Source organism: Clostridium sp. JS66 (assembly GCF_033561535.1).
GTDB classification, from domain to species: Bacteria; Bacillota; Clostridia; order Clostridiales; family Clostridiaceae; genus Clostridium_AM; species Clostridium_AM carboxidivorans.
Genome location: NZ_CP131467.1, coordinates 3,970,769 through 3,993,626, shown reverse-complemented (window position 1 = coordinate 3,993,626; position 22,858 = coordinate 3,970,769). Strand labels below are relative to the sequence as shown.

General features: G+C 27.7%; 26 protein-coding genes and 2 pseudogenes. 24 read left to right on the top strand and 4 right to left on the bottom strand.

Annotation, left to right across the window (positions count from 1 at the left end; translation table 11 throughout):
* Positions 1 to 146: 146 nt before the first annotated feature.
* Both Q6H37_RS18590 and Q6H37_RS18585 read left to right on the top strand, forming a co-directional pair.
* Positions 147 to 635, top strand: a complete 489-nt coding sequence (locus Q6H37_RS18590; RefSeq protein WP_318735102.1) for a GNAT family N-acetyltransferase — start codon at positions 147 to 149, stop codon at positions 633 to 635.
* A 188-nt stretch (positions 636 to 823) separates the two neighbouring features.
* Positions 824 to 1,591: a hypothetical protein gene (locus tag Q6H37_RS18585; RefSeq protein WP_318735099.1), complete on the top strand. Its 768-nt coding sequence runs from the start codon at positions 824 to 826 to the stop codon at positions 1,589 to 1,591.
* A gap of 315 nt (positions 1,592 to 1,906) precedes the next feature.
* Here the strand turns inward: Q6H37_RS18585 and Q6H37_RS18580 are convergent, their stop codons facing one another.
* The 3 genes from Q6H37_RS18580 to Q6H37_RS18570 all read right to left on the bottom strand — a co-directional run bounded on the left by Q6H37_RS18580 (position 1,907) and on the right by Q6H37_RS18570 (position 4,749).
* Entirely contained in the window at positions 1,907 to 2,713 is an 807-nt protein-coding gene (locus tag Q6H37_RS18580) for an ExeA family protein (RefSeq protein WP_318735097.1), read from the bottom strand.
* Positions 2,714 to 2,728: 15 nt separating this feature from the next.
* Positions 2,729 to 3,988, bottom strand: a complete 1,260-nt coding sequence (locus tag Q6H37_RS18575) for a DDE-type integrase/transposase/recombinase (protein ID WP_318734736.1) — start codon at positions 3,986 to 3,988, stop codon at positions 2,729 to 2,731.
* Positions 3,989 to 4,194: 206 nt separating this feature from the next.
* Positions 4,195 to 4,749 (bottom strand): DUF6431 domain-containing protein, encoded by a 555-nt coding sequence (locus Q6H37_RS18570; protein WP_318742904.1) that lies wholly within the window; start codon positions 4,747 to 4,749, stop codon positions 4,195 to 4,197.
* Positions 4,750 to 5,501: 752 nt separating this feature from the next.
* Here Q6H37_RS18570 and Q6H37_RS18565 point away from each other — a divergent pair.
* The 16 genes and pseudogenes from Q6H37_RS18565 to Q6H37_RS18490 all read left to right on the top strand — a co-directional run.
* Positions 5,502 to 6,143: a hypothetical protein gene (locus Q6H37_RS18565; protein WP_318735094.1), complete on the top strand. Its 642-nt coding sequence runs from the start codon at positions 5,502 to 5,504 to the stop codon at positions 6,141 to 6,143.
* A gap of 266 nt (positions 6,144 to 6,409) precedes the next feature.
* Positions 6,410 to 6,595, top strand: coding sequence for a hypothetical protein (locus Q6H37_RS18560; protein WP_318735092.1), 186 nt, complete (start codon positions 6,410 to 6,412; stop codon positions 6,593 to 6,595).
* A gap of 242 nt (positions 6,596 to 6,837) precedes the next feature.
* Positions 6,838 to 7,827, top strand: a complete 990-nt coding sequence (locus Q6H37_RS18555; RefSeq protein WP_318735089.1) for an alpha/beta hydrolase — start codon at positions 6,838 to 6,840, stop codon at positions 7,825 to 7,827.
* A 281-nt stretch (positions 7,828 to 8,108) separates the two neighbouring features.
* The gene (locus tag Q6H37_RS18550) at positions 8,109 to 8,546 is read left to right on the top strand and encodes a GNAT family N-acetyltransferase (protein WP_318735087.1); all 438 of its coding nucleotides are present in this window, start codon (positions 8,109 to 8,111) and stop codon (positions 8,544 to 8,546) included.
* A 123-nt stretch (positions 8,547 to 8,669) separates the two neighbouring features.
* Positions 8,670 to 9,233, top strand: a pseudogene (locus Q6H37_RS18545) (GNAT family N-acetyltransferase).
* A gap of 290 nt (positions 9,234 to 9,523) precedes the next feature.
* Positions 9,524 to 10,006: a pyridoxamine 5'-phosphate oxidase family protein gene (locus Q6H37_RS18540; protein ID WP_318735085.1), complete on the top strand. Its 483-nt coding sequence runs from the start codon at positions 9,524 to 9,526 to the stop codon at positions 10,004 to 10,006.
* A 90-nt stretch (positions 10,007 to 10,096) separates the two neighbouring features.
* Complete coding sequence (locus tag Q6H37_RS18535) at positions 10,097 to 11,188, top strand: leucine-rich repeat domain-containing protein (RefSeq protein WP_318735083.1); 1,092 nt, start codon at positions 10,097 to 10,099, stop codon at positions 11,186 to 11,188.
* A 264-nt stretch (positions 11,189 to 11,452) separates the two neighbouring features.
* On the top strand, positions 11,453 to 12,424 hold the full coding sequence (locus Q6H37_RS18530) for an acyltransferase family protein (RefSeq protein WP_318735081.1): 972 nt from the start codon (positions 11,453 to 11,455) through the stop codon (positions 12,422 to 12,424).
* 138 nt (positions 12,425 to 12,562) lie between these two features.
* The gene (gene dcd, locus Q6H37_RS18525) at positions 12,563 to 13,090 is read left to right on the top strand and encodes a dCTP deaminase (RefSeq protein WP_318735079.1); all 528 of its coding nucleotides are present in this window, start codon (positions 12,563 to 12,565) and stop codon (positions 13,088 to 13,090) included.
* A gap of 326 nt (positions 13,091 to 13,416) precedes the next feature.
* Entirely contained in the window at positions 13,417 to 14,049 is a 633-nt protein-coding gene (locus Q6H37_RS18520) for a YczE/YyaS/YitT family protein (protein WP_318735076.1), read from the top strand.
* A gap of 263 nt (positions 14,050 to 14,312) precedes the next feature.
* Complete coding sequence (locus Q6H37_RS18515) at positions 14,313 to 14,816, top strand: GNAT family N-acetyltransferase (RefSeq protein ID WP_318735074.1); 504 nt, start codon at positions 14,313 to 14,315, stop codon at positions 14,814 to 14,816.
* Between the two features lie 329 nt (positions 14,817 to 15,145).
* Positions 15,146 to 15,682: a GNAT family N-acetyltransferase gene (locus Q6H37_RS18510; protein ID WP_318735070.1), complete on the top strand. Its 537-nt coding sequence runs from the start codon at positions 15,146 to 15,148 to the stop codon at positions 15,680 to 15,682.
* A 65-nt stretch (positions 15,683 to 15,747) separates the two neighbouring features.
* Positions 15,748 to 16,260: a GNAT family N-acetyltransferase gene (locus Q6H37_RS18505; protein WP_318735067.1), complete on the top strand. Its 513-nt coding sequence runs from the start codon at positions 15,748 to 15,750 to the stop codon at positions 16,258 to 16,260.
* Positions 16,261 to 16,372: 112 nt separating this feature from the next.
* Positions 16,373 to 16,741: a hypothetical protein gene (locus Q6H37_RS18500; protein WP_318735066.1), complete on the top strand. Its 369-nt coding sequence runs from the start codon at positions 16,373 to 16,375 to the stop codon at positions 16,739 to 16,741.
* Positions 16,742 to 17,004: 263 nt separating this feature from the next.
* Positions 17,005 to 17,169 carry a hypothetical protein gene (locus tag Q6H37_RS18495; protein WP_318735064.1) on the top strand — a complete coding sequence of 55 codons (165 nt, stop codon included), beginning with the start codon at positions 17,005 to 17,007 and terminating at the stop codon, positions 17,167 to 17,169.
* Between the two features lie 36 nt (positions 17,170 to 17,205).
* Positions 17,206 to 17,346: pseudogene (locus Q6H37_RS18490) on the top strand (DUF2164 family protein); the annotation flags it as partial.
* Between the two features lie 99 nt (positions 17,347 to 17,445).
* Here the strand turns inward: Q6H37_RS18490 and Q6H37_RS18485 are convergent.
* Positions 17,446 to 18,081 (bottom strand): TetR/AcrR family transcriptional regulator, encoded by a 636-nt coding sequence (locus tag Q6H37_RS18485; RefSeq protein ID WP_318735061.1) that lies wholly within the window; start codon positions 18,079 to 18,081, stop codon positions 17,446 to 17,448.
* Positions 18,082 to 18,331: 250 nt separating this feature from the next.
* On the opposite strand from Q6H37_RS18485, the gene Q6H37_RS18480 reads away from it, so the two are divergent.
* From Q6H37_RS18480 to Q6H37_RS18455, 6 genes are all read left to right on the top strand, one after another.
* Positions 18,332 to 19,012 (top strand): DUF998 domain-containing protein, encoded by a 681-nt coding sequence (locus tag Q6H37_RS18480; RefSeq protein WP_318735058.1) that lies wholly within the window; start codon positions 18,332 to 18,334, stop codon positions 19,010 to 19,012.
* A gap of 130 nt (positions 19,013 to 19,142) precedes the next feature.
* A complete protein-coding gene (locus Q6H37_RS18475) occupies positions 19,143 to 19,913 on the top strand; it encodes a class I SAM-dependent methyltransferase (RefSeq protein ID WP_318735055.1) in 771 nt (256 codons plus the stop codon).
* A gap of 238 nt (positions 19,914 to 20,151) precedes the next feature.
* Positions 20,152 to 20,568 (top strand): DUF523 domain-containing protein, encoded by a 417-nt coding sequence (locus Q6H37_RS18470; protein WP_318735053.1) that lies wholly within the window; start codon positions 20,152 to 20,154, stop codon positions 20,566 to 20,568.
* A 61-nt stretch (positions 20,569 to 20,629) separates the two neighbouring features.
* Positions 20,630 to 21,214 (top strand): DJ-1/PfpI family protein, encoded by a 585-nt coding sequence (locus Q6H37_RS18465; RefSeq protein ID WP_318735050.1) that lies wholly within the window; start codon positions 20,630 to 20,632, stop codon positions 21,212 to 21,214.
* A gap of 175 nt (positions 21,215 to 21,389) precedes the next feature.
* A complete protein-coding gene (locus Q6H37_RS18460; protein ID WP_318735047.1) occupies positions 21,390 to 21,746 on the top strand; it encodes a DUF3796 domain-containing protein in 357 nt (118 codons plus the stop codon).
* Positions 21,747 to 21,754: 8 nt separating this feature from the next.
* Complete coding sequence (locus Q6H37_RS18455) at positions 21,755 to 21,955, top strand: helix-turn-helix transcriptional regulator (protein WP_318743066.1); 201 nt, start codon at positions 21,755 to 21,757, stop codon at positions 21,953 to 21,955.
* The last annotated feature ends 903 nt before the right edge of the window (positions 21,956 to 22,858 follow it).

Below are 22,858 nucleotides of genomic sequence, written 5' to 3'. Positions count from 1 at the left end.
TGATAAAAATGTAAAATTACCTCTAGGAATATGAAAATATGTGAATCACATGGTATAATTTTCATAATAATTAAATCTTAGTTGTAGGATATTACGACTTAATCAATAAAACTTCAGATAATAAGTTTTATTTAGGGGGTAAAAGTATGGTAAATAACTTTAAAGTATTGAGGGGAGACGTTGAAACTGCTATTAATATAATGAAAGAAGTAACAAAATGGGGACGTTCAGTTGGGTTAAATGTTTGGAAAGACGAGTACCTTGCAAGAGAAAAATTAATGATCGGTAACAATGAAGATGACTTTTGTATAGGACAAGTTTCAGATGATAATGTTTGCTGCATGATATTACAATGGAAGGATACTTTGTTTTGGCCCCAAGCAAAAGAGAACGAAGCAGGATATATTCATAAGTTATGTGTTAGAAGAAAATATTCAGGAATGGGATTATCACGGAAAATGGTTGAATTTGCTATAGAGGAATGCAGAAAAAGAAATATTGGATATTTAAGATTAGATACAGGATGGAATAAGAAAAAGTTGTGTAATTTATATGAAAGTTTAGGGTTTGAATTAGTTGGCAAAACCTTATTACCTGATAGAGGCGAATTTGCTCTATTTGAAATGAAAATATGAACGATGGCCTTTGAAAATTGAATAATACAGTGTGAAGAAGTAAATGATTTGTGTTTTTAGTGGAAACATAATCGGCTTTTGTTTGTAAAAGTTATGATATAATTACTATTAATAAAGCCAAACTAGTAATTTATTGTGGTCTTATTATTAACAGACGATTAATTTATTTAACGAAGGCAGGGATTAGTTTGTTTATAGAATTACAGGATGACCATTTTACTATTAATGAGTATGTAGCAGATTGTCATTGTAAATGCAGTCATTGTTTACTCTGCTTTGGTGATAACAAAATTCCCAAAATTGATTTTGAGCATTTAAAAAAATTAGCACTGAAATTCAAAGAAATTGATAAGAAATATGGATTTCAACCACAATTATGCGTATATAATTGTGCTGAGTATGGAAACTTATCAGAACAAATTAAAGTTAATCAACAGTTATCTGACCAATATGCAGGTTTTGTAAATTTAAATGGAACAAAGATAAGAGAGGGTATTGAACTTGATGGGTGGGTAGAAAATTTGAAAAATATTGGAGTAACTAAAGTAAATTTTTCATGGTTTGGTGACAGAAAATTCCATGATGAATTTGTTCATAGAAAAGGTGATTTTGATTATTTATTGGCTCTCTCGGAAGCAGTTTCAAGAAGCAATATCCCCAAAGATAATTCAGTATTTCTATTAAGAAGCAATATTGAACAGATGGATGTGCTAACAGAAAAATTAAAAGCAGTAGGAAGTGAACCCTATTATCGTTTGCTTGATTATCGTGGAAATGCAAAGAAAATAATAGATGAGTTTATCAGAGAGCGGGATTTGATTAGGCTGCCGAGCTATATAAAAGAGTCAAATTCTTTAAATAGGTTCAAACCAGAGTATCTATGGATTCAGATGATAGAAAACAAAATGAACCCTCCGTTTAGTAAAAGAGGGCTTTTTCTTGTGGCTACCCCCTAAAACATTGAGACTTATATGGATATGTCTGCTGAAGCCATTATTGATATGTTTCATGATTTAGATAACAGATTGCAAAGTTCAATTCCTAGTTGTTACGCGTCAAATTATTTAAGCTATTCAAAGTCAAATTATTTCAACCTAAATTAAGTAATAATATGGTAAAAATGCAGATTAAATAATCTTACGATAGAAAAAAATATGTAAAAAGTCAAATTAAATCAACCTTTCTTCACAATATCCACAATGTATAAAATATGAAAATTAGACAATTAATATAGGTATAAAAAAACACTGCCAAGTAAGCAGTGTTTAAAATTAAATTGTAAGGTCAATTTCGCTTTGAGCTTTATAAACTATTTCAGCATTAATAGAGGAAAGTTTTTGATTAGCACCAGAAATAAGACACATTCTCGTTAGAGAATTTAAAGGTCTTATAGAGCCATTTGTGGTTGAATACATAAGTTCAAATGCATCATCAGTAAAAATAGGTTCTATGCAGCCTGCGGCTTTAAGCATTGAAATTATGTAGGGTTTACATTCTTCTGGCGTTAGCCCTCGTAAGCAATAATTCATTAAAATTCGCTGGCGCAGCGCTTCATGAATTTGTCTGCTGAGTTGAAGTAAAAAGTTAGGTTGACCTGAAAGAATTAGCATAGCATAATTCTTTGAATCCATATTAAAGTTAAATATAATTCTTAAATCATCAAGGATGGAATTGCTTAAAAACTGACATTCATCTAATATAATGACTGGGGTTATATTTTTACTATGACTATAAGTGTATATAGCTTCCTGTATTTGTTTAAACATAGTAACTTTTTTACAGGCAGGAATTATTCTAAGACCATCACAAAGAGCTCTGTAAAAATCCATGACCGTTAAGGTCGAAATAGGAATATATATACATTTATATAAATTGGGGTTGAGTGAATTTACAAAATAACGGAGTAGGAAAGACTTACCTACTCCGGGTTCACCAGTAAGTACACCAATGCCCAAAACAGATTTTAAAAATTCTAATCTGCTTAATGCGTGATTAAAGTCTTGGAATTTAAAGCTGTGTGTTAAATCAATATTTTTATCAAATGGGTCAAAGGTTAACCCATAAAAAGTTTTATACATAATATCAACCTCCGGTTAGTTAGCTTTAAAGGCAGAAAAATCAACAGAATCATTATTAGATCTTCTAACCTTTGAGTTATCAATTTTTTTTAGTGGGAAAATAGTATCTGTAAGCTTAGCATCTTCAGAGAAGATGTATGCTTTATCAAGTGAAGTAGGATCATAACGAATATTTATTTTTTCTCTTACATACTTTAATGGAACTTCAAATAATTTAGTTCCTATGGATACTGTGGAGTCATTTTTAACAGTACGTTGAACTTTATATAAAAATAAATGATCAAGTTCACTTTTAGAGGAAACAAACCTTAAATTTTCAATATTATTCATATATTTATCAAAGGGTGTAGAATTTATTGATGAATGAAAGGTTTTGTTATAGTGATTAACATAAGTCAATAGAGATTCATTCAAAATGTCTATTGACTTAAAATCACCCCAGTTTATTGAATTCATCCATTGTTTTTGCATTGTTTGAAACCACCTTTCAATTTTACCTTTCGATTGAGGAGAATATGGCCTAGCAAAGCTTAAAATAGACCCAAGTGAAGCACATATAAGTTGAAACTGTTCACTTTTATATATCTTTCCGTTATCAACAAAAACTTTTTTAGGAATACCTTTAGATGCTACCGCATCTTTAAAAACAGCCATAAGAGACAATAAATCATCTTTAAAAAATACTTTACATCCAACAATAAGCCTACTAGCATCATCAAGGAAAGCTATAATATAAGTTTTATATTTTCTGCCTTGAATAGTGAGATAAGGTCCAACAGATACATCAGACTGCCAACATTCATTCGCATATTCAAATTCAAAGGCTCTTCTATCTTGAGGCGCCAGCTTTTGAGGTGCTATATTAGCCTGTTTTATGAATCTAGTTATTGTAGAAAGAGATATATTGTTTTCATTTTCAAATCCTTTGGCAATAACTTCATGATATATATGTTTAGCAGTTTTTTTGGGGGAATTAATTTTGCAGTTTATAATGAACTGCTTTGTTTCTTGCGAAATTTTTCTTGAACAACCTTTGTCATCTCTTGTTTTAGGATATAAACCGTCTATACCATGTTTCCTATATAAGGTTAACCAACCTTTAATTGTAGCCGGAGAATACTCTTTTCTTCCGCCGTTAGGCATAGTATAAGATTTAGCAGCAATTTCTGATAAATATTCTTTAACAGAAGATTGAGTAAAAGTATTAGTGATTATAGGTGCAATTAGAGAGTATCTAAACAGAGCTATTTTTTGGCTTAATTCATGAGATATCATAATTAAATGCCTCCTTCAACTTTGAGTTTATTTTCATTTTTAATTATGTACCTCAATAATCAGCCTTAACCGTTAAAAGTTGTGTGGAAAAATATAAGAACTTCAAAATAAAATTTAAAAGTTGAGACAAGTTTTAAGTAAATAAGCATTAAAAAAATAAGAAGTGTTTAATTTGATAAAGGGCAAAAAAACTAAAGCTTCTGTAATTAAGGTTTACAGAAAAAATATTTAGGCATATCTAAGAAAAATCTTAAATTAAAATCATATCTTAAACGTGAAAAATCAGTAATCATTGTAAGTAAATTGGATGGAAAAACATTTTTGGTATCAGGGCAAAATATTTTAAGTTGTGCAAAAAATAGGCGAATAGCCGTTAAAGAAGTTATTAGTCTGCTTTTCCAAAATGATAAATGAGTTTTGTTTATGGATAACATACAATTTATAGAGTTAACAAACTTAATAATTTTGCTAAATGAGTAATTAAATTTAAACATAATAATAAGGCAAGTTAATATAACATGATAGGTGTATTGTCTATAAGGTATTATGAAACTTGGAATAAGAGAGTACGTCTTATGGCATGATTTGCACCTATATCTAATGATAACTACTCTATAAGCTTTGTTAAATGTAATCAAATTTCTATAGTAGAATCCATGTCTATATAGTTTTCCTTCATATCCGCATGCTTCGCATCCATATTTTATGGGAAACCTATTATACTTATTAAGCTTATTATATTTTCTTATGCCGTAAGGCATCTTTATTATTTCTATCACTTTTTTTCAGTCCTATAAAATTTTTTTATATTTTTAAATTATAGTCAGATTAAATAATCTTATTCTTTTTGTGTCAGATTATTTAATCTGACGTAAAAAGAAAGGCTATTATAATTTACTTTTTTTGAACCTGTTATTAAGCAAATAAATTGCTTAATAACACCTAGTATAGAATTTCCTGCAAAAGAGTATGGAGATGCTAAAAGCGATATACTGTTTGATTATAAAAGTGTTATATGGAAATGGACTGATATGCATTTTGAAAGGAACCCTAACTTGGATAAATCAATTTTATTTTCAGATTTGCATACAAGCGTTATGTGGAGATAGAAAATATAATTCTCAAGAATTACTGAAGGAAAACTTATTACAGTTTTTAATTATCTTTGTCAAGAATTAAATTATGTTGCTTAAATAATAGTAAAAATGCTTAAGCTTTTTATATAATCCTGAAAATATGTAGAAGATGTGGTATAATTTTGATATTAATTAAATCACAGTTATTGTAGTGGTATACGTCATATTAGTAAAAAAATTACAAAATTTATTATATGATTAGTGATACAAATGATTAATATATCCATTTATGGAGCAGGTCATTTAGCAAAGTCATTGCTTACAGGTTTAAGCAGAGTATCAGATATAGAAATTTCAATATTTAACCGAACAGAGTCTAAAATAAATGATTTAAATAAAATTTATAGTAATCTTAAAAAAAGGATAGTTTATATGAGTTGATAAAAGAAAGAACAATTCTTTTTTGTATAATTTCAGTAGATGTCTTAATTAATTTGGATTTAAATTTTATTGAGGAATTAAAGCGAACAAATTCCATTCTTGTTTCATGTGCTAATGGACTATCTTTAGCGGTGTTAAATGCCAAGTTTAGTGGACTAAAGGTCATTAGATTACTTCCAAATGTAAATTGGCAAATTTGTGAAGGTGTTAGTTTGTTTGATGGCAATGATGAAGTAACAGAAGCAGAATTAAATGATTTTTGTAAACTTTTAAGTCCTGTAACAAAATTGTATCATGTGAAAAATGATGAGGATTTCGATAGAATAGGCACTCTAACTACCTGTTCACCAGGTTTATTTTGCTCAATATTAGATTATTTTAGTGAATATTTTAATATTGAAAACCTTGATGAAAAAGAAGTGTTTTATGAATCATTAAGAGGGACAATTGATTATATTTTGCATTCAAGAAAAGACCCCAAAATGATTTCGTATGAAGTAGCGAATAAAGGAGGTCTAACAGAAATCGAGATAAAAGCTATACAACAACATTTTCCTTCTTGTATGGAATTTGTAAGTACACGTATGAAAAGTAAAATAGAAGAAAGAAAAGAGAAATCTAAAATATTAATAAAATAAATTTTGTATTAGCAAGTACACTCATTTTATGTAACATAAGGGGGAGAGGGTACTTGTAACATCATAATTTTAGTCACAGCATTGTACTTTTATTTAACGTAACAACTGAAAAGGCGAAGGATTTACTAAAACACTGCATTATTGAAATTTGAATTTTGCGGTGTTTTTACGTCGTATAACAAAAACTAATGTCTAGTTATTTTAAATCCATGATAGTTAGGTATTATGAAAATATTACAAAATTAAATGTAAGGGAGAAGATTTATATGGATGATAAAGAAACTTTAGAATTGCTTTTTAATACATTTGTAAAAATGTGTGATTTCATTGAAACATCAGATAATATTGGTTGTGAAAAATGTCCTTGTAAAAATGAATGTATATTAAAAGGCGATAATACTGAGTTCTTAAACTTTAAACCTATGGTAGAAAGTATTAAAAACAAAATATAATTTGGTTCACATTTTGAAAAAATTGTGACGTAACTTTTTAAATTGGAAATAAGAATGATGGTCTTTGAAAATCCAATAATGCAGTGTTAAAAACCTTCATGCTTTTTATAAATTAATAAGTGAATTTAGATAATATGTTATAATTTCCATATAAGCTAAATAACAATTGTAAGATATTATAAACTAACATTAATTTTACTTAATTATATATATCAAGACTAAAAATATTGAGAGGTATTGAGATGTTAAAATATTTAGGTCTACAGAAACTCAATAAAAACGTTAATATAACTAAAATAATTCAGTTAGGTGGAGTAGGTCAATGGATTTCTATTAGAGGTAGAAATATTTCCAATCCTATAATGCTTTTTTTGCATGGAGGACCAGGAGCAGTACGCAGATATTATGATTTTCAACTTGAAAAAATATTTACCATTGTTAACTGGGACCAACGTGGTGCGGGAAATTCATATACAAATGAAGTTACTAAAGAATCAATAAATGTTAAACAACTGTTAGCTGATACAAATGAATTAGTGGAATATTTGAAGAAGGAATTTAATAAGGATAAAATTTTTTTAGTAGGCCATTCATGGGGGTCTTTCTTAGGAATAAGTACAGTAGACAGATATCCTGATAATTTTTATGCCTATATCGGAATAGGACAAGTTGTAAATGGTAGATTGAACGAGGAAATTTCGTATAATTATACACTTAAAATGGCTCGAAAACATAAGAATAATCAAGCAATAGAAGAATTAACAACAATAGCAAAAATGGAAGATGGTTTATATTGCAATGGAAGAAATGGAATACATACTGAAAGACAGTGGTTGTATAAACTTGGAAAAGGTAACCATATAAAAATTAATTTTTATATGATATTTAATTATATAATCTCAAATAAAATTTTTCCATTAAATAAAGTAATTTATAGAAAAGGACTTAATTTTTCAGCTGAAAGTCTATGGGGATGGTCTGACAATGTAGATTTGCTTAATCAAATTCCACAAATCAAGATACCAGTATTTTTTCTAACTGGACAATATGATTATGTGTCTACTTTTGAATTAGTAGTTAAATATTATAATCAATTAGAGGCTCCACTAAAAGAGTTGATTTGGTTTAAGCGTTCTTCGCATGCACCTCATATTGAAGAACCAATTATTTTCTATAAAACTATGAATCGAATACGTAATATTGCTAATAATGAATTTTCAAAAGGTATTTGATTGATAAATAATATTCATATTTGACGTAACAACTAAAAATACGAACAATTTATTAAAATACTATTTGTATCTATTTTAAATTTAGGATATATACTTTTTCTGAAAATAATGTGGACTAATCTTTGATATTGAAAATATGAACAATGGTCTTTGCTATGAAAATATATTAAATATTTGTTTTCATAGGCGGTTGTGAAGCAAGTCATGATTCGTTGAAAATTAATTAATACAGTATTTATGGTAAAATAAAAGAATTAAATATTAAAAGAGAGGTGAATGTTGTGAAAATAGATTACGCAAAAAACTGTGATTTTGAGAGTTGGATAAGTCTTTTAGAACTTGTTAAAGAAAGTTTTCCAGGATTAGATTTAGGCGAATATAGAAATGTGTTGCACCAAAGTATTTTGAATCAAGAAGCATTAATTGCAAAAGATGATAAAGGAAAATTAGTAGGAGAACTAATATTTTCAAGGAAGAATTATGAATTAGCATTTCTTGCAATTCATCCAAGCTATCGAAAGAAAGGAATTGCGACAAATTTAATACACCATATGTTTAATTTGATCCCAAAAGGTACAAAGTTAAAAGTGATAACTTATCGTAAAGGCGATGTAAAAGGTATAGCTGCACGAAAATTATATGATAGTATAGGATTTACTGAAGGAAAACTTATTACAGTTTTTAATTACCCCTGTCAAGAATTAAATTATGTTGTTTAAATAATAGTAAAAATGCTTATATTATATATATTCATAAAAATATATAGAAAATGTGATATAATTTTGATATTAATTAAGTCACAGTTGTAAAAAATGTGAATAAATTTATATTTGGGGGGTGGAATGTTAATGAACCACTTGGGAACACAAACGATAGAAACGGAACGACTTATATTACGTCGATTTGAAATTAGTGATGCTCGAGATATGTTTAATAACTGGGCAAGTGATGAAGATGTTACAAAGTATTTTATGTGGTCTGCACATAAAGAGATAAATGATTCAATAAAACATATTAGGTCACTTATCGATGAATATGAAAAAATGAGTACTTATGCCTGGGGAATTGAACTTAAAGAAATCCATCAAGTTATTGGTCAAATTGGAGTGACTAGGTACAATGAGAATGTAGAATCTGTTCATGTTTATTATTGTATAGGTAAGCCCTGGTGAAATAAAGGGATAACTTCTGAGGCTTTTTCTGCAATAATAAAATATCTAATGGATGAAGTAAGGGTTAACCGTATAGAAGCTAGACATGATCCACGCAATCTTTATTCTGGCAAAGTAATGGAAAAGTGTGGTTTGAAGTATGAGGGGACACTAAGGGAAGCTGGTATAAATAATCAGGGAATATGTGACGAGTCATGGTATGCGTTGATTAGAAAAGATTACTATGAAAAATGAGCATATATCATAATTTAATTTTATAATTCATGACCAGTCGTATTAGTATTTTCTATAAGTTAAAAGATTTGATTTTGAATTGCATCAATTTCTTCTTAATTTAACATAATGACTAGAAAAACGAACAATTTACTTGAACACTGCATTATTCAAAGTTGAATTATGTGGTGTTTTTGCGTTGCAGCACAAATATATTATGTATATTATAATGCATAATATATTTGAAAATTATTATAATATTTATGAATTTTACATAGGTTAAATCAGAATAGGTTTGGAGGTAAAGTATATTGAAAAAATATCACATGAGAAGACAAGATAGACAAATAAATGATGAAAATGAATTAAATGAAATATTATCACAAGGGAAATATATAGTAATATCAATGTGTCGAGATAATGAACCTTATATAGTAAGTTTAAGTTATGGTTATGATAAAAGTCAAAATGTTTTATTTTTGCATACAGGGCTTAGAGGTTTAAAGATAGACTTTATTTCTTATAATCCTAATGTTTGTGCTACAATAATAGATGAGGGAGGTTACATAATGGGCGAATGTGGGCATGAATATCGCTCAATTGTTATTAATGGTAAAATTTCTTTTGTTGAAAATATTGAAGAAAAGAAGTATGGGATGGAAGTTATTTTAAATCATTTGGAAAATGTACCTTCTATAATTAAAGAAAAGACTTTAAGAAATGATAATGTGTATGATAATATTGCAATATTAAGGATGGATATAATAAGTCTAACTGGAAAAAAAGGACGATAATTCTATGCAGTTAACAAAATCAGTAATGGGTGTAAAGGCTTTTATCCAAATTATACAAACTCACACAACATTGAAAGGATGGGGTAAAAAATGATTTCAATACTACAGGAACCTGTAGGAGAGAGCTATAAAAAGCTAATTGAATATGCAGGAAAAAGAAGTTCACAGTTTGTACTTGTACTCGATTTAAGTTATTGTGAGATTAAGGAAAGTTGCTTTAAAATTTTAGCACAGTTAGAACCTTACTTAATAAAGAAAATTAAACATAATAATTGGCCTGGTACGGGAAGCTATGGCAGTTGCTCGCTAATATATTATTTTCAATGCAGTAAAGCATCAATTAGAATATTACAAAATTCAGTTGACTCCCTTTATCAGTGGAATCTTCCAAAGTTCCCCGCGGATTTAAGCTTCATTGATGAAAATAATAATGAATGGTTTGTTAGTGTTACTCATGAGAAAATATGTTGGCTTTATGTATCAAAAGAAGAAAAACAGGAGTTTCTAAAGAATATTTGTGATTTACAGTGGAAAGAAGAAAAAAGTAAAACTATAGAGCAGTTACTTCAAAATAAGGAATCAACCTATTTAAGTTTAAACCATAGGAATCTAAGTAGGTTACCAGAAGAAATTGCTGCTTTTGAGAAATTACAAGTACTTTCTATAGAGGATGATACCATAGTTGAAATTCCAGAGTTTATAGGAAGTTTAACGAATTTAGAAGCTTTAAATATAGCTGGAAGAAAAATAACTAGTATTCCTTCAAGTATCTTTTATTTACCTAAGTTAAATGAGTTAAAGATACAAAATACAGCTATATCAGTGATACCTAAGGCGATTGGTAATCTTAAAAATCTAAGGATATTGGAAATAAGTAACAATGAAATAACAACTTTGCCAGATGAGATATGTGAGTTAAAGAAGTTATGGGTGTTATTTGCTGCCTTTAATAAAATAGAAAAAATCCCTAGGGATATTGGTAAGTTAACAAATCTATGGTATATGGGAATTCATAATAATAAAATTAAGGAGTTGCCTGAGAGTATTAAAAATATACTAGAGTTAAAATATATTTCAATATTTAATAATGAATTTAAGAACATACAATGTGAAATTGAAAAGTTTAACAATATGGAGTGTGCACGGGTTGATGCAGAGTTTGAAAGCTTTTTGCACAAATAATTAATGAAGTGTGGGACAAGTACTGTCCCCTGACATTAAAATTGGGATAGTAGAGTTTTATAGGTAAGTAAAGGAAGAGGTTAAATATGAGAAAAACAACAAGAAGGTATGACATTGATTGGCTGAGGACAATAGGAGTATTAATGGTTATTCCATTTCACTCACTGCTAATATTTAATATGCAGCCGGTCAATTGTATATATAAAAGATACAATTAATGTACGGAGCTTTAATATATTAGATAGTATTATTGATAGATTTCATATGCCCATGCTTTTTGTGATTGCAGGTATGTCAGTCTATTTTTCAATACAATCGCGTACATCAAAACAATTCATAAACGAGCGTGTGAAAAAGCTTCTTATTCCAGCTATATTTGGATGCATCATGTTAAATCCTATAATGACATACATATACTTAATATCCAAAAATAAGAATAGTACCTTCATTAATCATTTTATTGATTTTTTTACGAAAAATCCAGGGGATTTTGTAGGTTTAAATGGAGGATTTACTCCTGCGCACTTATGGTTTATAATTTTTCTTTTTGCATTTTCCTTAGTTGGAATGCCTATTTTTATAAAGCTTAGCGACAAAAAATCTAATAATTTCATATCAAATCTTGCAAGTTTCTTTGAAAAGCCATTAATGCTTATTTTCACAATAGTACCTTTTGCAATTGCTTCAATTGTTGACATTCTTGGTGATAAGAACCCTTTAGCTTACTATGTAATATTTTTTATTGGATTTTTAATAGCAACTGATGAAAGGTATCAAAAAGCTATCAACAGGGATAAATGGATATACCTTTTGCTTAGTATTGTTCTTATTTATATAAGACTTACAATTGAAAATAGATTTGAACCATGGTCTGAAATGTGGATTATTTATGGGTTAATGGATAGAGCTACTAAACTTGTTCCTGTATTTGCACTGCTTGGTTTAGGAAATAGTTATATGAATAAGAATGCACAGGTTTTAGAATATCTTTCTAAGGCTTCATTTCCTATATATGTAATTCATATGTTGATAAATACTATAGTTGGTTTCTTTGTTATCAAGCTTACTATAAATGCGGAACTTAAATATGTGATAATTGTGACTATAACCTTTGTATTATGTTTCCTTTTATACGAAATAATAAAGCGTATCAAATTTTTACGTTTCATATTTGCTGTAAAACCAGTAATGAAAAATATTGATAGTATCAATAAAAATAATTGTTTAGATATTTAGTCTTAAATTTTTAGTTAAAAGTAAATTATTTTAACTAAAATATACGGATATTATGGTATAGTTTTATATAGATTAAATAACAAATGTAATTTATTATGCAATAACGAACTTCAGTAAAACTATATAGGAGGTAACATAATGATATTATCAGGAAAGCAGATTAAAGAAAAAATAGGAAAGGATATTATAATAGAACCTTTTAACGAAAAGCAATTAAATCCTAATAGTTATAACTTAAAGCTACATAACGAATTGCTTGTATATGAAGAATGTACTTTGGATATGAAAAAAGAAAATAAGTTTAGAAACATTATCATACCATCTGAAGGTATAATTTTACAGCCAAATAAATTATATCTTGGAAGGACTAAAGAATACACAAAAACAGACAACTATGTTCCAATGCTTGAAGGAAGATCTTCAATAGGAAGGCTTGGTTTGTTTATACATGTAACAGCGGGTTTTGGTGATGTTGGTTTTAGCGGATTTTGGACATTAGAAATTCATTGTATTCAGCCTATAAAAATATATGCAGATGTTGAAATTTGTCAAATATACTATCACTCTATAGAGGGAGAGTATGATAAATACTCTAGTGGTAAATATCAAAATAATAAAGGAATTCAACCAAGTTTATTGTATAAGGATTTTCAGAAAAACTTATAGTTCTATGCTACAATTTATCAAAGCACTTCAATATTAGTTTGAATTTTGAGGTGCTTTTATTTTGCATTTAGTTATAAATACTACATTTATTGTCATATGAATGTGATATAATTATTATTAAATAAGTCAAAATGATAAGATTATGTGAAGTAAAGATTATTTATATTAGGTATAACAATATATAAATAAGAGTGGAAACTATTAATCTTATTATATTGCTTATTATAAAGGCATCTATTTTAAGTACTCTAGGAAATGATTGGTGATAAAACTGCAATATAATTCATTAGGGGGAATTTTAGAGTGGAAAGAATAGTGTTAGTAAGATGAAAAATGAGGAACCAATTAAAGAATATATAAAACGTTATTTGCTACTACTAGTTGGGCTATTCATTATAGCAGTTGGAACTGCCTTATCAACAAAAGCCAGACTGGGGACAACTCCTATTTCAAGTATACCCTTAGTATTAAGTTTAGGACTACCATGGTCTATGGGTGAAATTACTATTGTATTGCAAATGTTTTTTGTAGCTTTGCAAATTGTAATTTTACGACGAGAGTATCAGCTTTTCCAGTTATTGCAGCTTGCCGCAGGATTTCTCTTTGGATATTTTACAGATTTTGTATTACATCTTTTATCTGGCATGCAAATTAATAGTTACTTTGTGCAATGGTTCGTTTGTATTGTGAGTATATTTGTGATAGCATTAGGTGTTTTTCTAGAAGTAAAAGCTAATGTTGTAATGCTTGCTGGCGAAGGTTTAGTGAAGGCCATTTCCCAAAAGACACGTAAGGATTTCGGCAAAACAAAAGTATACTTTGATAGTGCATTAATTATTATTAGTGTTATTGCATCTGCATATATGTTTCATGAATTAAATGGTGTCCGTGAAGGAACAATTGCCTCAGCCTTATTAGTTGGACGAGTTGTAAGCTACTACAACAAAAAGTTAAGTTAACACAATCATGGTTATACAATGATAATTCTTATTTAATGGCAAAACTGAAAAAAACAATAAATTATTGGAACACTGCATTATTCAAAGTTGAATTATGTGGTGTTTTTGTGCTTTAGTATATATTGTAAAACTTAATATATATTATGTTTGGAAATTATTATAATATTGATCAAGTATGTTATAATTAACTATAACATAAATAGTAAGAAGTATCATTAATTGAGAAGTATAAATTATATATAATTTGAAAAGGAGAAAAACAATTGAAAAGGATAGAATTTAATGTTGCAGAAGAAAAAAATTTACAAGAAATATTCAGTATATTTTCTGCTGCAATTGAAGAAATGAATAAACATAATATTTTGCAGTGGGATGAATTATATCCAGATAAATATATTCTTCAAAACGATATTAAACAGAAACAACTTTATATTGGAACCATTGATAGTGAGATTGTTTGTGTGTATGTTATAAATAGTGATTGTGATGAACAATACATTAATGGAAATTGGAGATATCCCAATGTAACGTATAAAGTAATTCACAGGATGTGCGTAAACCCTAAATTTCAAAATCAAGGTATAGGAGCATTAACTTTAAAACATATTGAAGGAAGCTTAAAAAGTACAGGAGTAGAAACAATACGACTGGATGCTTTTTCACTAAATCCATTTGCTTTAAAATTATATTATAAACAAGGTTATATTAAAGTAGGAGAGACAAATTGGAGAAAAGGTAAATTTTACCTCATGGAAACGAAGCTATAGACAAGTATTTGTTTATTTGAAAATATTAAAAAACATTTTGGTTTCAAGCTCATCAAAACTATAGCAATAGATGGGATAGACTTGAGTCAATATTGTTTTATAAAATATTTATAATTATACTTTTGTATCTGGAATAGTATTAACATTAAAATAATTTAATAGAACATCCCATTGCTAATTTGAATTTTGGGATGTTTTTGTGTTTTATTTTGAAAGTCAAATAATGGAGATATGTGGATACTGCGGTGTAATTTTTATATAAATCAAACAGTAATTTCAGTGAATTTAGACTGTTTTAACACATGATAAAATTTTAGGAGGAAATAGAAATGAAGTTTGTAAGAATAAATTCTAATGATAATAATTATTTTGATGATGTAATGAGTATATATAAAGTAAGTTTTCCTATATTTGAGCAAAGAATTATAAAAAATCAAATAGATGTCTTAAAAGATGATAAATATAATTTCACGGCTGTTTATGAAAACAATGAATTAGTTGGAATATTATTATATTGGAATTTAGATAACTGTAAATACATTGAACATTTAGCCATATCTCCTAGGTTAAGAGGAAAAAGTTATGGTTCTAGAATTTTAAAAGATTTTTGTAAGAATAGTGAAACTATAATTTTAGAAATAGATCCACCAGTAGACGACATATCAATTAAAAGATTAAAATTTTATTCTAACTTAGGATTTAAGTTACAAGAATTTGAACATATTCATCCGCCATATAGAAAAGAGTATGAAGGTCATAAATTAAAGATTATGAGTTTTAATAGAAATCTATCTGAAGATGAATATAATAAATTTAACGTATTTTTAAAAGAAAGAATTATGAAATATTCAGAGAATAATGATTAAAGGCTGCTTTATATTTATTAATTAGTCCATATAAGAATTAAGATATGTAAAAAGGAGCATTGCTTATGAAAAATTTATTTTTGTCCAAGCCCGATAAAGAATACCAAAAGAGTTTTGAAGATTATGTATTATCATATAAAAAAACAGATGATGATTTTTATTTTAATTTTTATAAAAAAGCATTGGAGAATTTTGATGAATATTTAAATGACTTACATAATTATTATAAAGGAATAAATTTACCTCAAGATTGGGTTAGAACTTCAACATTTTGGTTAATTGATAATAGTCAAGTAGTGGGAGCAGTAAGAATTAGGCATCAAGATGTGTTATCAGATGGTAATATAGGATATGATATATCACCATGTTATAGAAAAAAGGGTTATGGTACTCAAATCCTTAAATTAGCATTAGTTGAAGCAGAAAAAATAGGTATGAAAGAGGTAATGGTGACTTGTAATATAGATAACATATATTCAAAAAAAATCATAGAAAAGAATAATAGTAAATTGTTAGAAACTATTTTTATTCAGGAAGAAAATGAAAAGGTGTATAGATATAGTATTTCCTTGAGCTAATAACAATAGCATAATTATTATTTCTTTAATTTCTTAGAAAATTAGTTTTTAAATTTCACATAATGAAAGCTATATGCATTAATTTGTAATTTATATGGATAGAGGGATATGTATGGATAAAAGCAGACCTTTAGGAACAACACTAATTGGATATTGCTGTATTTTAAATGCAATTGTAACAATATTAATGCCATTTACTGCTGTTATGGAGCTATTTGGACTACAAAGTGTTCCAGAAAACGTAGTAAAAATATTAGTATCAATTACTATTTTCATAATTGCATATGGATACTTAAGTCTAAAAGAATGGAGTTATTGGCCTATGGTAGCTTATAATGTATACTTTTTAGTAGTAAATATTTTAGCATACCAACAATACCAAAAGCAGCAATTTTGTGTAAGTATCATACTTTCAATTATTGCAGTGTCATATATTTTGATGAAAAAAAGATACTTTTATAATAGGGATTTTTCGTTTTAATTTATGTTATAATTTTTATTTAACAGAGCAATTGAAAATAGAAAAATTAATTCGACACCATATTATTCAAATTTGAATTGTATGGTGTTTTTCATCGTAGTACAAATATATTATAAATTAGGAACTTTAATATGAGGCAAAAATATGAAGATTAACTAATATGGATAGTTCAGATTGAGAGCAAGTCGTTGATAATGATATAAGTGCTATTATTATGCATGAAAAGTAAAATTATAAATGATATTTCAGTGGAGGTGGAATTCATGAGTTTAAATGAAGACAAAGAATTATTGGAAAAGATATATTCTGAACTTGAAAATGGTAAACTATTAACAGAAAAAAGAAAAGAAGAATTGATACAGATAATTGATAATTTAAAGGATAGATTTAATAATGATGTAACAAAAAAGAATACATTAGTATTATAATATTTGTGAAATATGTTATAGTTAATAGAAAGATAAATAGGTTATTTAGCTTCAAATCTAATGCTAAATTTTATAATAGAAGAGTTGGTACTAGAATTCTATAATCAAAGAGTTTATGATTCTTATAAATATATGGATGATAGAACTGAAGATTTGTTATTAATTCAAATATATTGAGAAGATAAAAAAGGTGCCGCTTGAACCTTTGGTAGGGTCTTGCGGCTAGTTTTACACAAAATTTGTATATTTACATTAAGCCAATAAAATTGATTGAAACTATGTCAAGGCATTAGTAAGTAAATCCATACTGAAATTGAGAAATTCCATCTCATTAAGCTCCTGACCTTCCCAAAAGAATTTCTGATCCATATTTGATACCAAATTTAATAAGCCCATAGAAGCAAACATACTAAAATATATAGATTTTTTTGTGTCTAGCTTTGAATTGATACTGCCATCAGCCTTTCCTTCTTCAATAATATCGCCATATTTCTTAATGGACATATCTTTTAGTGACATTAGTTCATGACGATTTGGACTTGCTTCACAGTTATGTATGTTATCAGGCTGATAATTCATAAGACGGAACATTCCAGGGTTATCACAATAGAATTGGCAATATGCTTTATTAGAAAGCCTGATTTTTTCGAGTGCATTTTTTCCTTCCTTAATAGCTTCCTCAAAATAAGAAATGAATTTTTTTGTACCTTCCAGTGTAACTGCAAAGAACAAATCTTCTTTACTAATGAAATACTTGTAAATTGTGCGTTTTGTTAAACCACTCTCTTTTGCTACGTCATCCATTGATGTATCTTCAAAATTCTTTTGTAGGATTAACTTTTCTGCTGTAGCAATGATTAATTTTCTATTTTTCATTTTATTGTCATCACGTTTTGATACTTTTTTATCCATAATAATCCTCCTATTGACGTGAAAGTATACTTATGGCATACTTTTAAAAAATACACTTTAAGTATACTTTTATTATCTTATTAATAATAAAGCAAGAAAATCTATCTGTCAATTATCTTATAGGAATTAAGAAAGGTTGAAAGGAATGATTATAAAAAGGAAAGTAGTGCTTTTAGATTCAACAGGATATGCTTAAGTAGTATGATCAATGAAGAAATAGTTAGAATTAAAAATTTGTAGGAGGTTATTTATGTTAAGCGGAAATATTCGTAAAGGATTAATTTTTTGTGGTATCTGTTCGCCATTGCTTTTTATAATAACAGATATAATTGCAGGCAATCTGTATAATGGTTACAGTTTTAATGAGCAAGCTGTCAGTGAACTGTTTGCTATTGGTGCACCGACAAGCCATATTGTAGTTCCGCTTTTTTCAATTTGCAGCATTCTGCTTTTAGTGTTTGCTATAGGAATATGGGTATTATGCAAAAATAGCCATCGTATTCATATATTAGCTATTATGGTGATGGGAAATGCAGCAAATAGTTTGATCTTATGGAATTTGTTTCCCATGCATATGCGCGGTGTCCAAACAACATTTACTGATACCATGCATGCAATTCTTGCGATAAACCCATTTATTCCTGTCAGTATTTTATTGGGGATTATAATTTACAGAGGTTGGTTTAAATATTATTCTTTAGTAACGATTTTATTACTCCTAATATCTGCAGTTATATCTTTTTCATATATATCACCGCTTTTATCACATCAGCAAACACCATGGCTTGGATTTATTGAACGTGTTTCTATATATGCTCATCAATTATGGCATGCAATACTGGCAGTAATGTTAATTAAGGATAGTGGTGGCCAGGTAGCAGAATCAGTTATTGATAAATCTAGAATATTTAGTAAGGAGGTGCAAAAATGAAAGTACTCAATTGATAATATCTATTATGGTATTATAATTTAAAGTTTCATTTGTGCATTAATTTGTTTATAATTATATAAATAGTAAGTTACTAGATATTATAATTTAAGAAAAGAGGGATTAGATTTAAATGAGTACAGAAGTAGAATACGATAAAATCAATTGGCTCTATAATGCTTTATATGGAGATATGACAACAGAACAAATTAAGAATTTAGATTTTATAAAAAATCATATAGAGTTACTGGAAAAATATCCTGCAGAAAAATCAGCTGTAATTGATACTGCTTGTGGAAATGGTGTTCAAGCTACTGCTTTAGCCATACATGGTTATAAAGTAACAGCAACAGACATTAGTAGAGAAATGATAAAGTTAACTAGAGAATTTTCACAAAATCATGATGTAAACCTTCATACACAGAGAAAAGAATGGATTGAATTACCACAAGTATACAATAAAGAGTTTGATATTGTATTCTGTACAGGAAATTCATTAGTACATTCTCCAGACAATGAATCAAGAAAAGCTAATTTAAAAGCACTTTCAGAAATACTTAATTGTAATGGAACACTTGTAATTGAAACTCGTAATTGGGATAAGGTAATTAAAGAAAATAAGAAATTTACTGTTTATGATAAGATTTCATACAAGGGGATTGACTATATTCCATTATATCATTGGGTATTAAATGAAATGGAACAGAAAGCTAAGGTTGAGATTCTATTTCAAGAGATAAATAAAAATGGAAGTGTATCTTTATATAATAGTGAATTAACATTTACACCTTTTACTCATGAAAGTCTTATTAATATGATGAAAGATTTAAATTTAGGGATCACAAGAGACACATATAGTATAGATAATGATTGGTACTATTTATATGCTAAAAAAGTTAAGTAAACTTAAAAAATATCGTATTATTCGAATGAATTTTACGGTATTTTTATGTAACAATACAAATATGTTAGGTATATATTGTAAAACCATAATATATACATGATGATTGGAAATCATTATAATATTTGTGAAATATGTTATAATTAATTGAAACATAAATAGTAAGAAGTATCATTAATTGTAATTAACTGAGGAGTAAAAATTATACATATAATCAATTATTGAAGGAATGAATATAATTATGAAAGTATTGGTTAGTTCTTGTGTTATAGGATGTAACTGCAAATATAATGGTGGTAACAACTTAAATTCAAGAGTAGTAGATTTTTTAAGAGATAAAGAAGTAATTAAAATTTGTCCAGAAATGTTAGCTGGTATGAGTATTCCAAGAGCTTCAGCTGAAATAGTAGATGGATGCGTTACTGAATCTAATGGAAAAAATGTTGACAAGGAATATCGAAAAGGTATTGAATTAGCATTAGAAAAAATAAAAGATGAAGACATTGATTTAGTAATTCTTCAATCACGTAGTCCCACTTGTGGAGTTAATAAAATTTATGATGGAAGTTTTACAGGAAAATTGATTAATGGTCAAGGATTATTTGCCAGGGCTCTTATTTATGCTGGCTATAAAGTAATTGACTCTGAAGATGTTTAATAAAATAGTAATTCGGTAATTATTTTATTGAATAAAATTTTATAATGGAGATGAAAAATAAATGAATATTAATATTCTACTATTTAATAATTTTGAGACTCTAGATATATTTGGACCAGTAGAAATACTAGGACAAATAGAAGACTATGAAATACATTATTATTCAGAGTATGGAGGTGTTATTACCAATGCTCAAAAGCTTAAAATTGTAACTGAGCCTATTAGTTCGGCAGATGCAAGCGGCATATTAGTTATTCCAGGAGGAATGGGTACAAGAGAATTAGTTAATAATGTCCCATTCTTAAATAAATTAAAATCAATTGCAGAGAAATCTACATATTGTTTATCTATATGTACTGGTTCAGCAGTATTAGCCAAGTGTGGAGTTTTAAAGAATAAAAAAGCTACATCTAATAAACAAGCCTTGGAATGGGTAAAATCAGTAAGTGATCAAGTAAACTGGATAGAAAAAGCACGTTGGGTTGATGATGGAAAGTATTATACGTCATCAGGTATTTCAGCTGGAATTGATATGACATTGGGCTTTGTTTCAGATAGATTTGGTAAAAATAAAGCTATAAAAATTGCTAATGATATTGAATATATATGGAATGATGATTGCACAAATGATATCTTTGCAAGATAAATTTTAATTTTGAAGTGTAGAATTATTCATGCTCATTTTTCACAATCATATTACAAATTGGCATTTCATCCTTCAATTAGCCTTATGATAATATAATACTTGACTTTTAAAACGCAAAGAGATATATTTGTATCAATAAGAGATAAATATATCTCTTATTGAAGGAGGAGTAAAAATGGCTAAACGCAAAAGAGGATATTGGTGGCTTTTAGGATTTATGGGGCTTTACTCTCTGAGATATTTAATTACACATAACATTTTAGACCTTTGCTATATTGCATACTTTGGTTTTTTTGGTTATTTTTTAACTGACAAAATTAGTGTTGACATTCCAGATGAACGTTATTATGAAAATGTTAAATCAGCAACAGCTTTTATAGGCAATATAGCCCTATTTGAAATGGGAATAATGTTTGCTAGTGGAATATTTTTTTCTGCTATTCGAGAAAATATGATAGTAATTATTTCCGCTTGTTTTGCTTCATTATGTATTGCATATGCTATAAAATTTTACACTTTAGAAGAGAGATAAGGAGTAGTATTGTGGATTTTGTCTGTAATTTAAAAAAATATCGGCAATTAAAAGGATTGACACAAGAGGAATTAGCTAAAATAGTTGGAGTAAGACGAGAAACAATTATGCGATTGGAATCAGCCAAATATAACCCATCTTTGAAATTAGCAATAGACATATCAAGAGCTGTTGATGCACCCATTGAAGAAATATTTATTTTTGATTAGAACTTATTGTTTAACAAAATAATTGCAAAGAGAATAATGTAGTGTTAAAAATAGCTGCTATAATTTAATGAATATGTTAAAAGTTCTATACAAACATAAATTAGAAATAGTCAATAATTATAAATTATTTCAAGCAAACAGGGAGATGTTATTAATGAAAAAGAAATTCTTGATATGGTATATTCCACTATTTATCATATATATGTTACTAACTGGTGATGATGGTCAAATACCAAGATTTGCACAAACAATTATTAATGAAGAGTAGGATATGGCAAGGTTATTGTATTTAGATAATTTTTTTATCCAATTTATGATGAACTAGATAAACTTATAAATGTATTTAAAGTTTTTGGAGAAATTATAATTCATAAAGTTCTTATTAAGTATAACAACTGAAAAATGAATAATTTATCAAAGCACCATATTATTCAAGTTTGAATTTTGAGGTGCTTTTAGTTTGTTTTTCAAACCTAAATTTAATTATTTACATATAAAGAAAAATAGATAGATACATAATATCAAGAGTATGTAATTAAGTTATATAGTGAAAAAAATGCGACATAAATGCTGAAAATTGAAATACGAACGATGATCTTTGAAAATGGAATAATGCAGTGTTAAAGATATCTATACTTTTTATATAATCGTGAAAGTATATAGAAAACGTGGTATAATTTTGATATCAATTAAGTCACAATCTAAAATATTATGAAGTAAAGGATGTGATGTTACGATTATAAAAAGATTTAAGAAAATATGTATTTATCTATTCGTCATATTAGTGGGCGTATTTACAATATCATCAATAGAAATTAATATTAATAAAAATAGATTTAAATCAGATATTAAATACTACCTTTATAATAAAAAGTCATATAAACAAGAAGATGTTAAACAAAT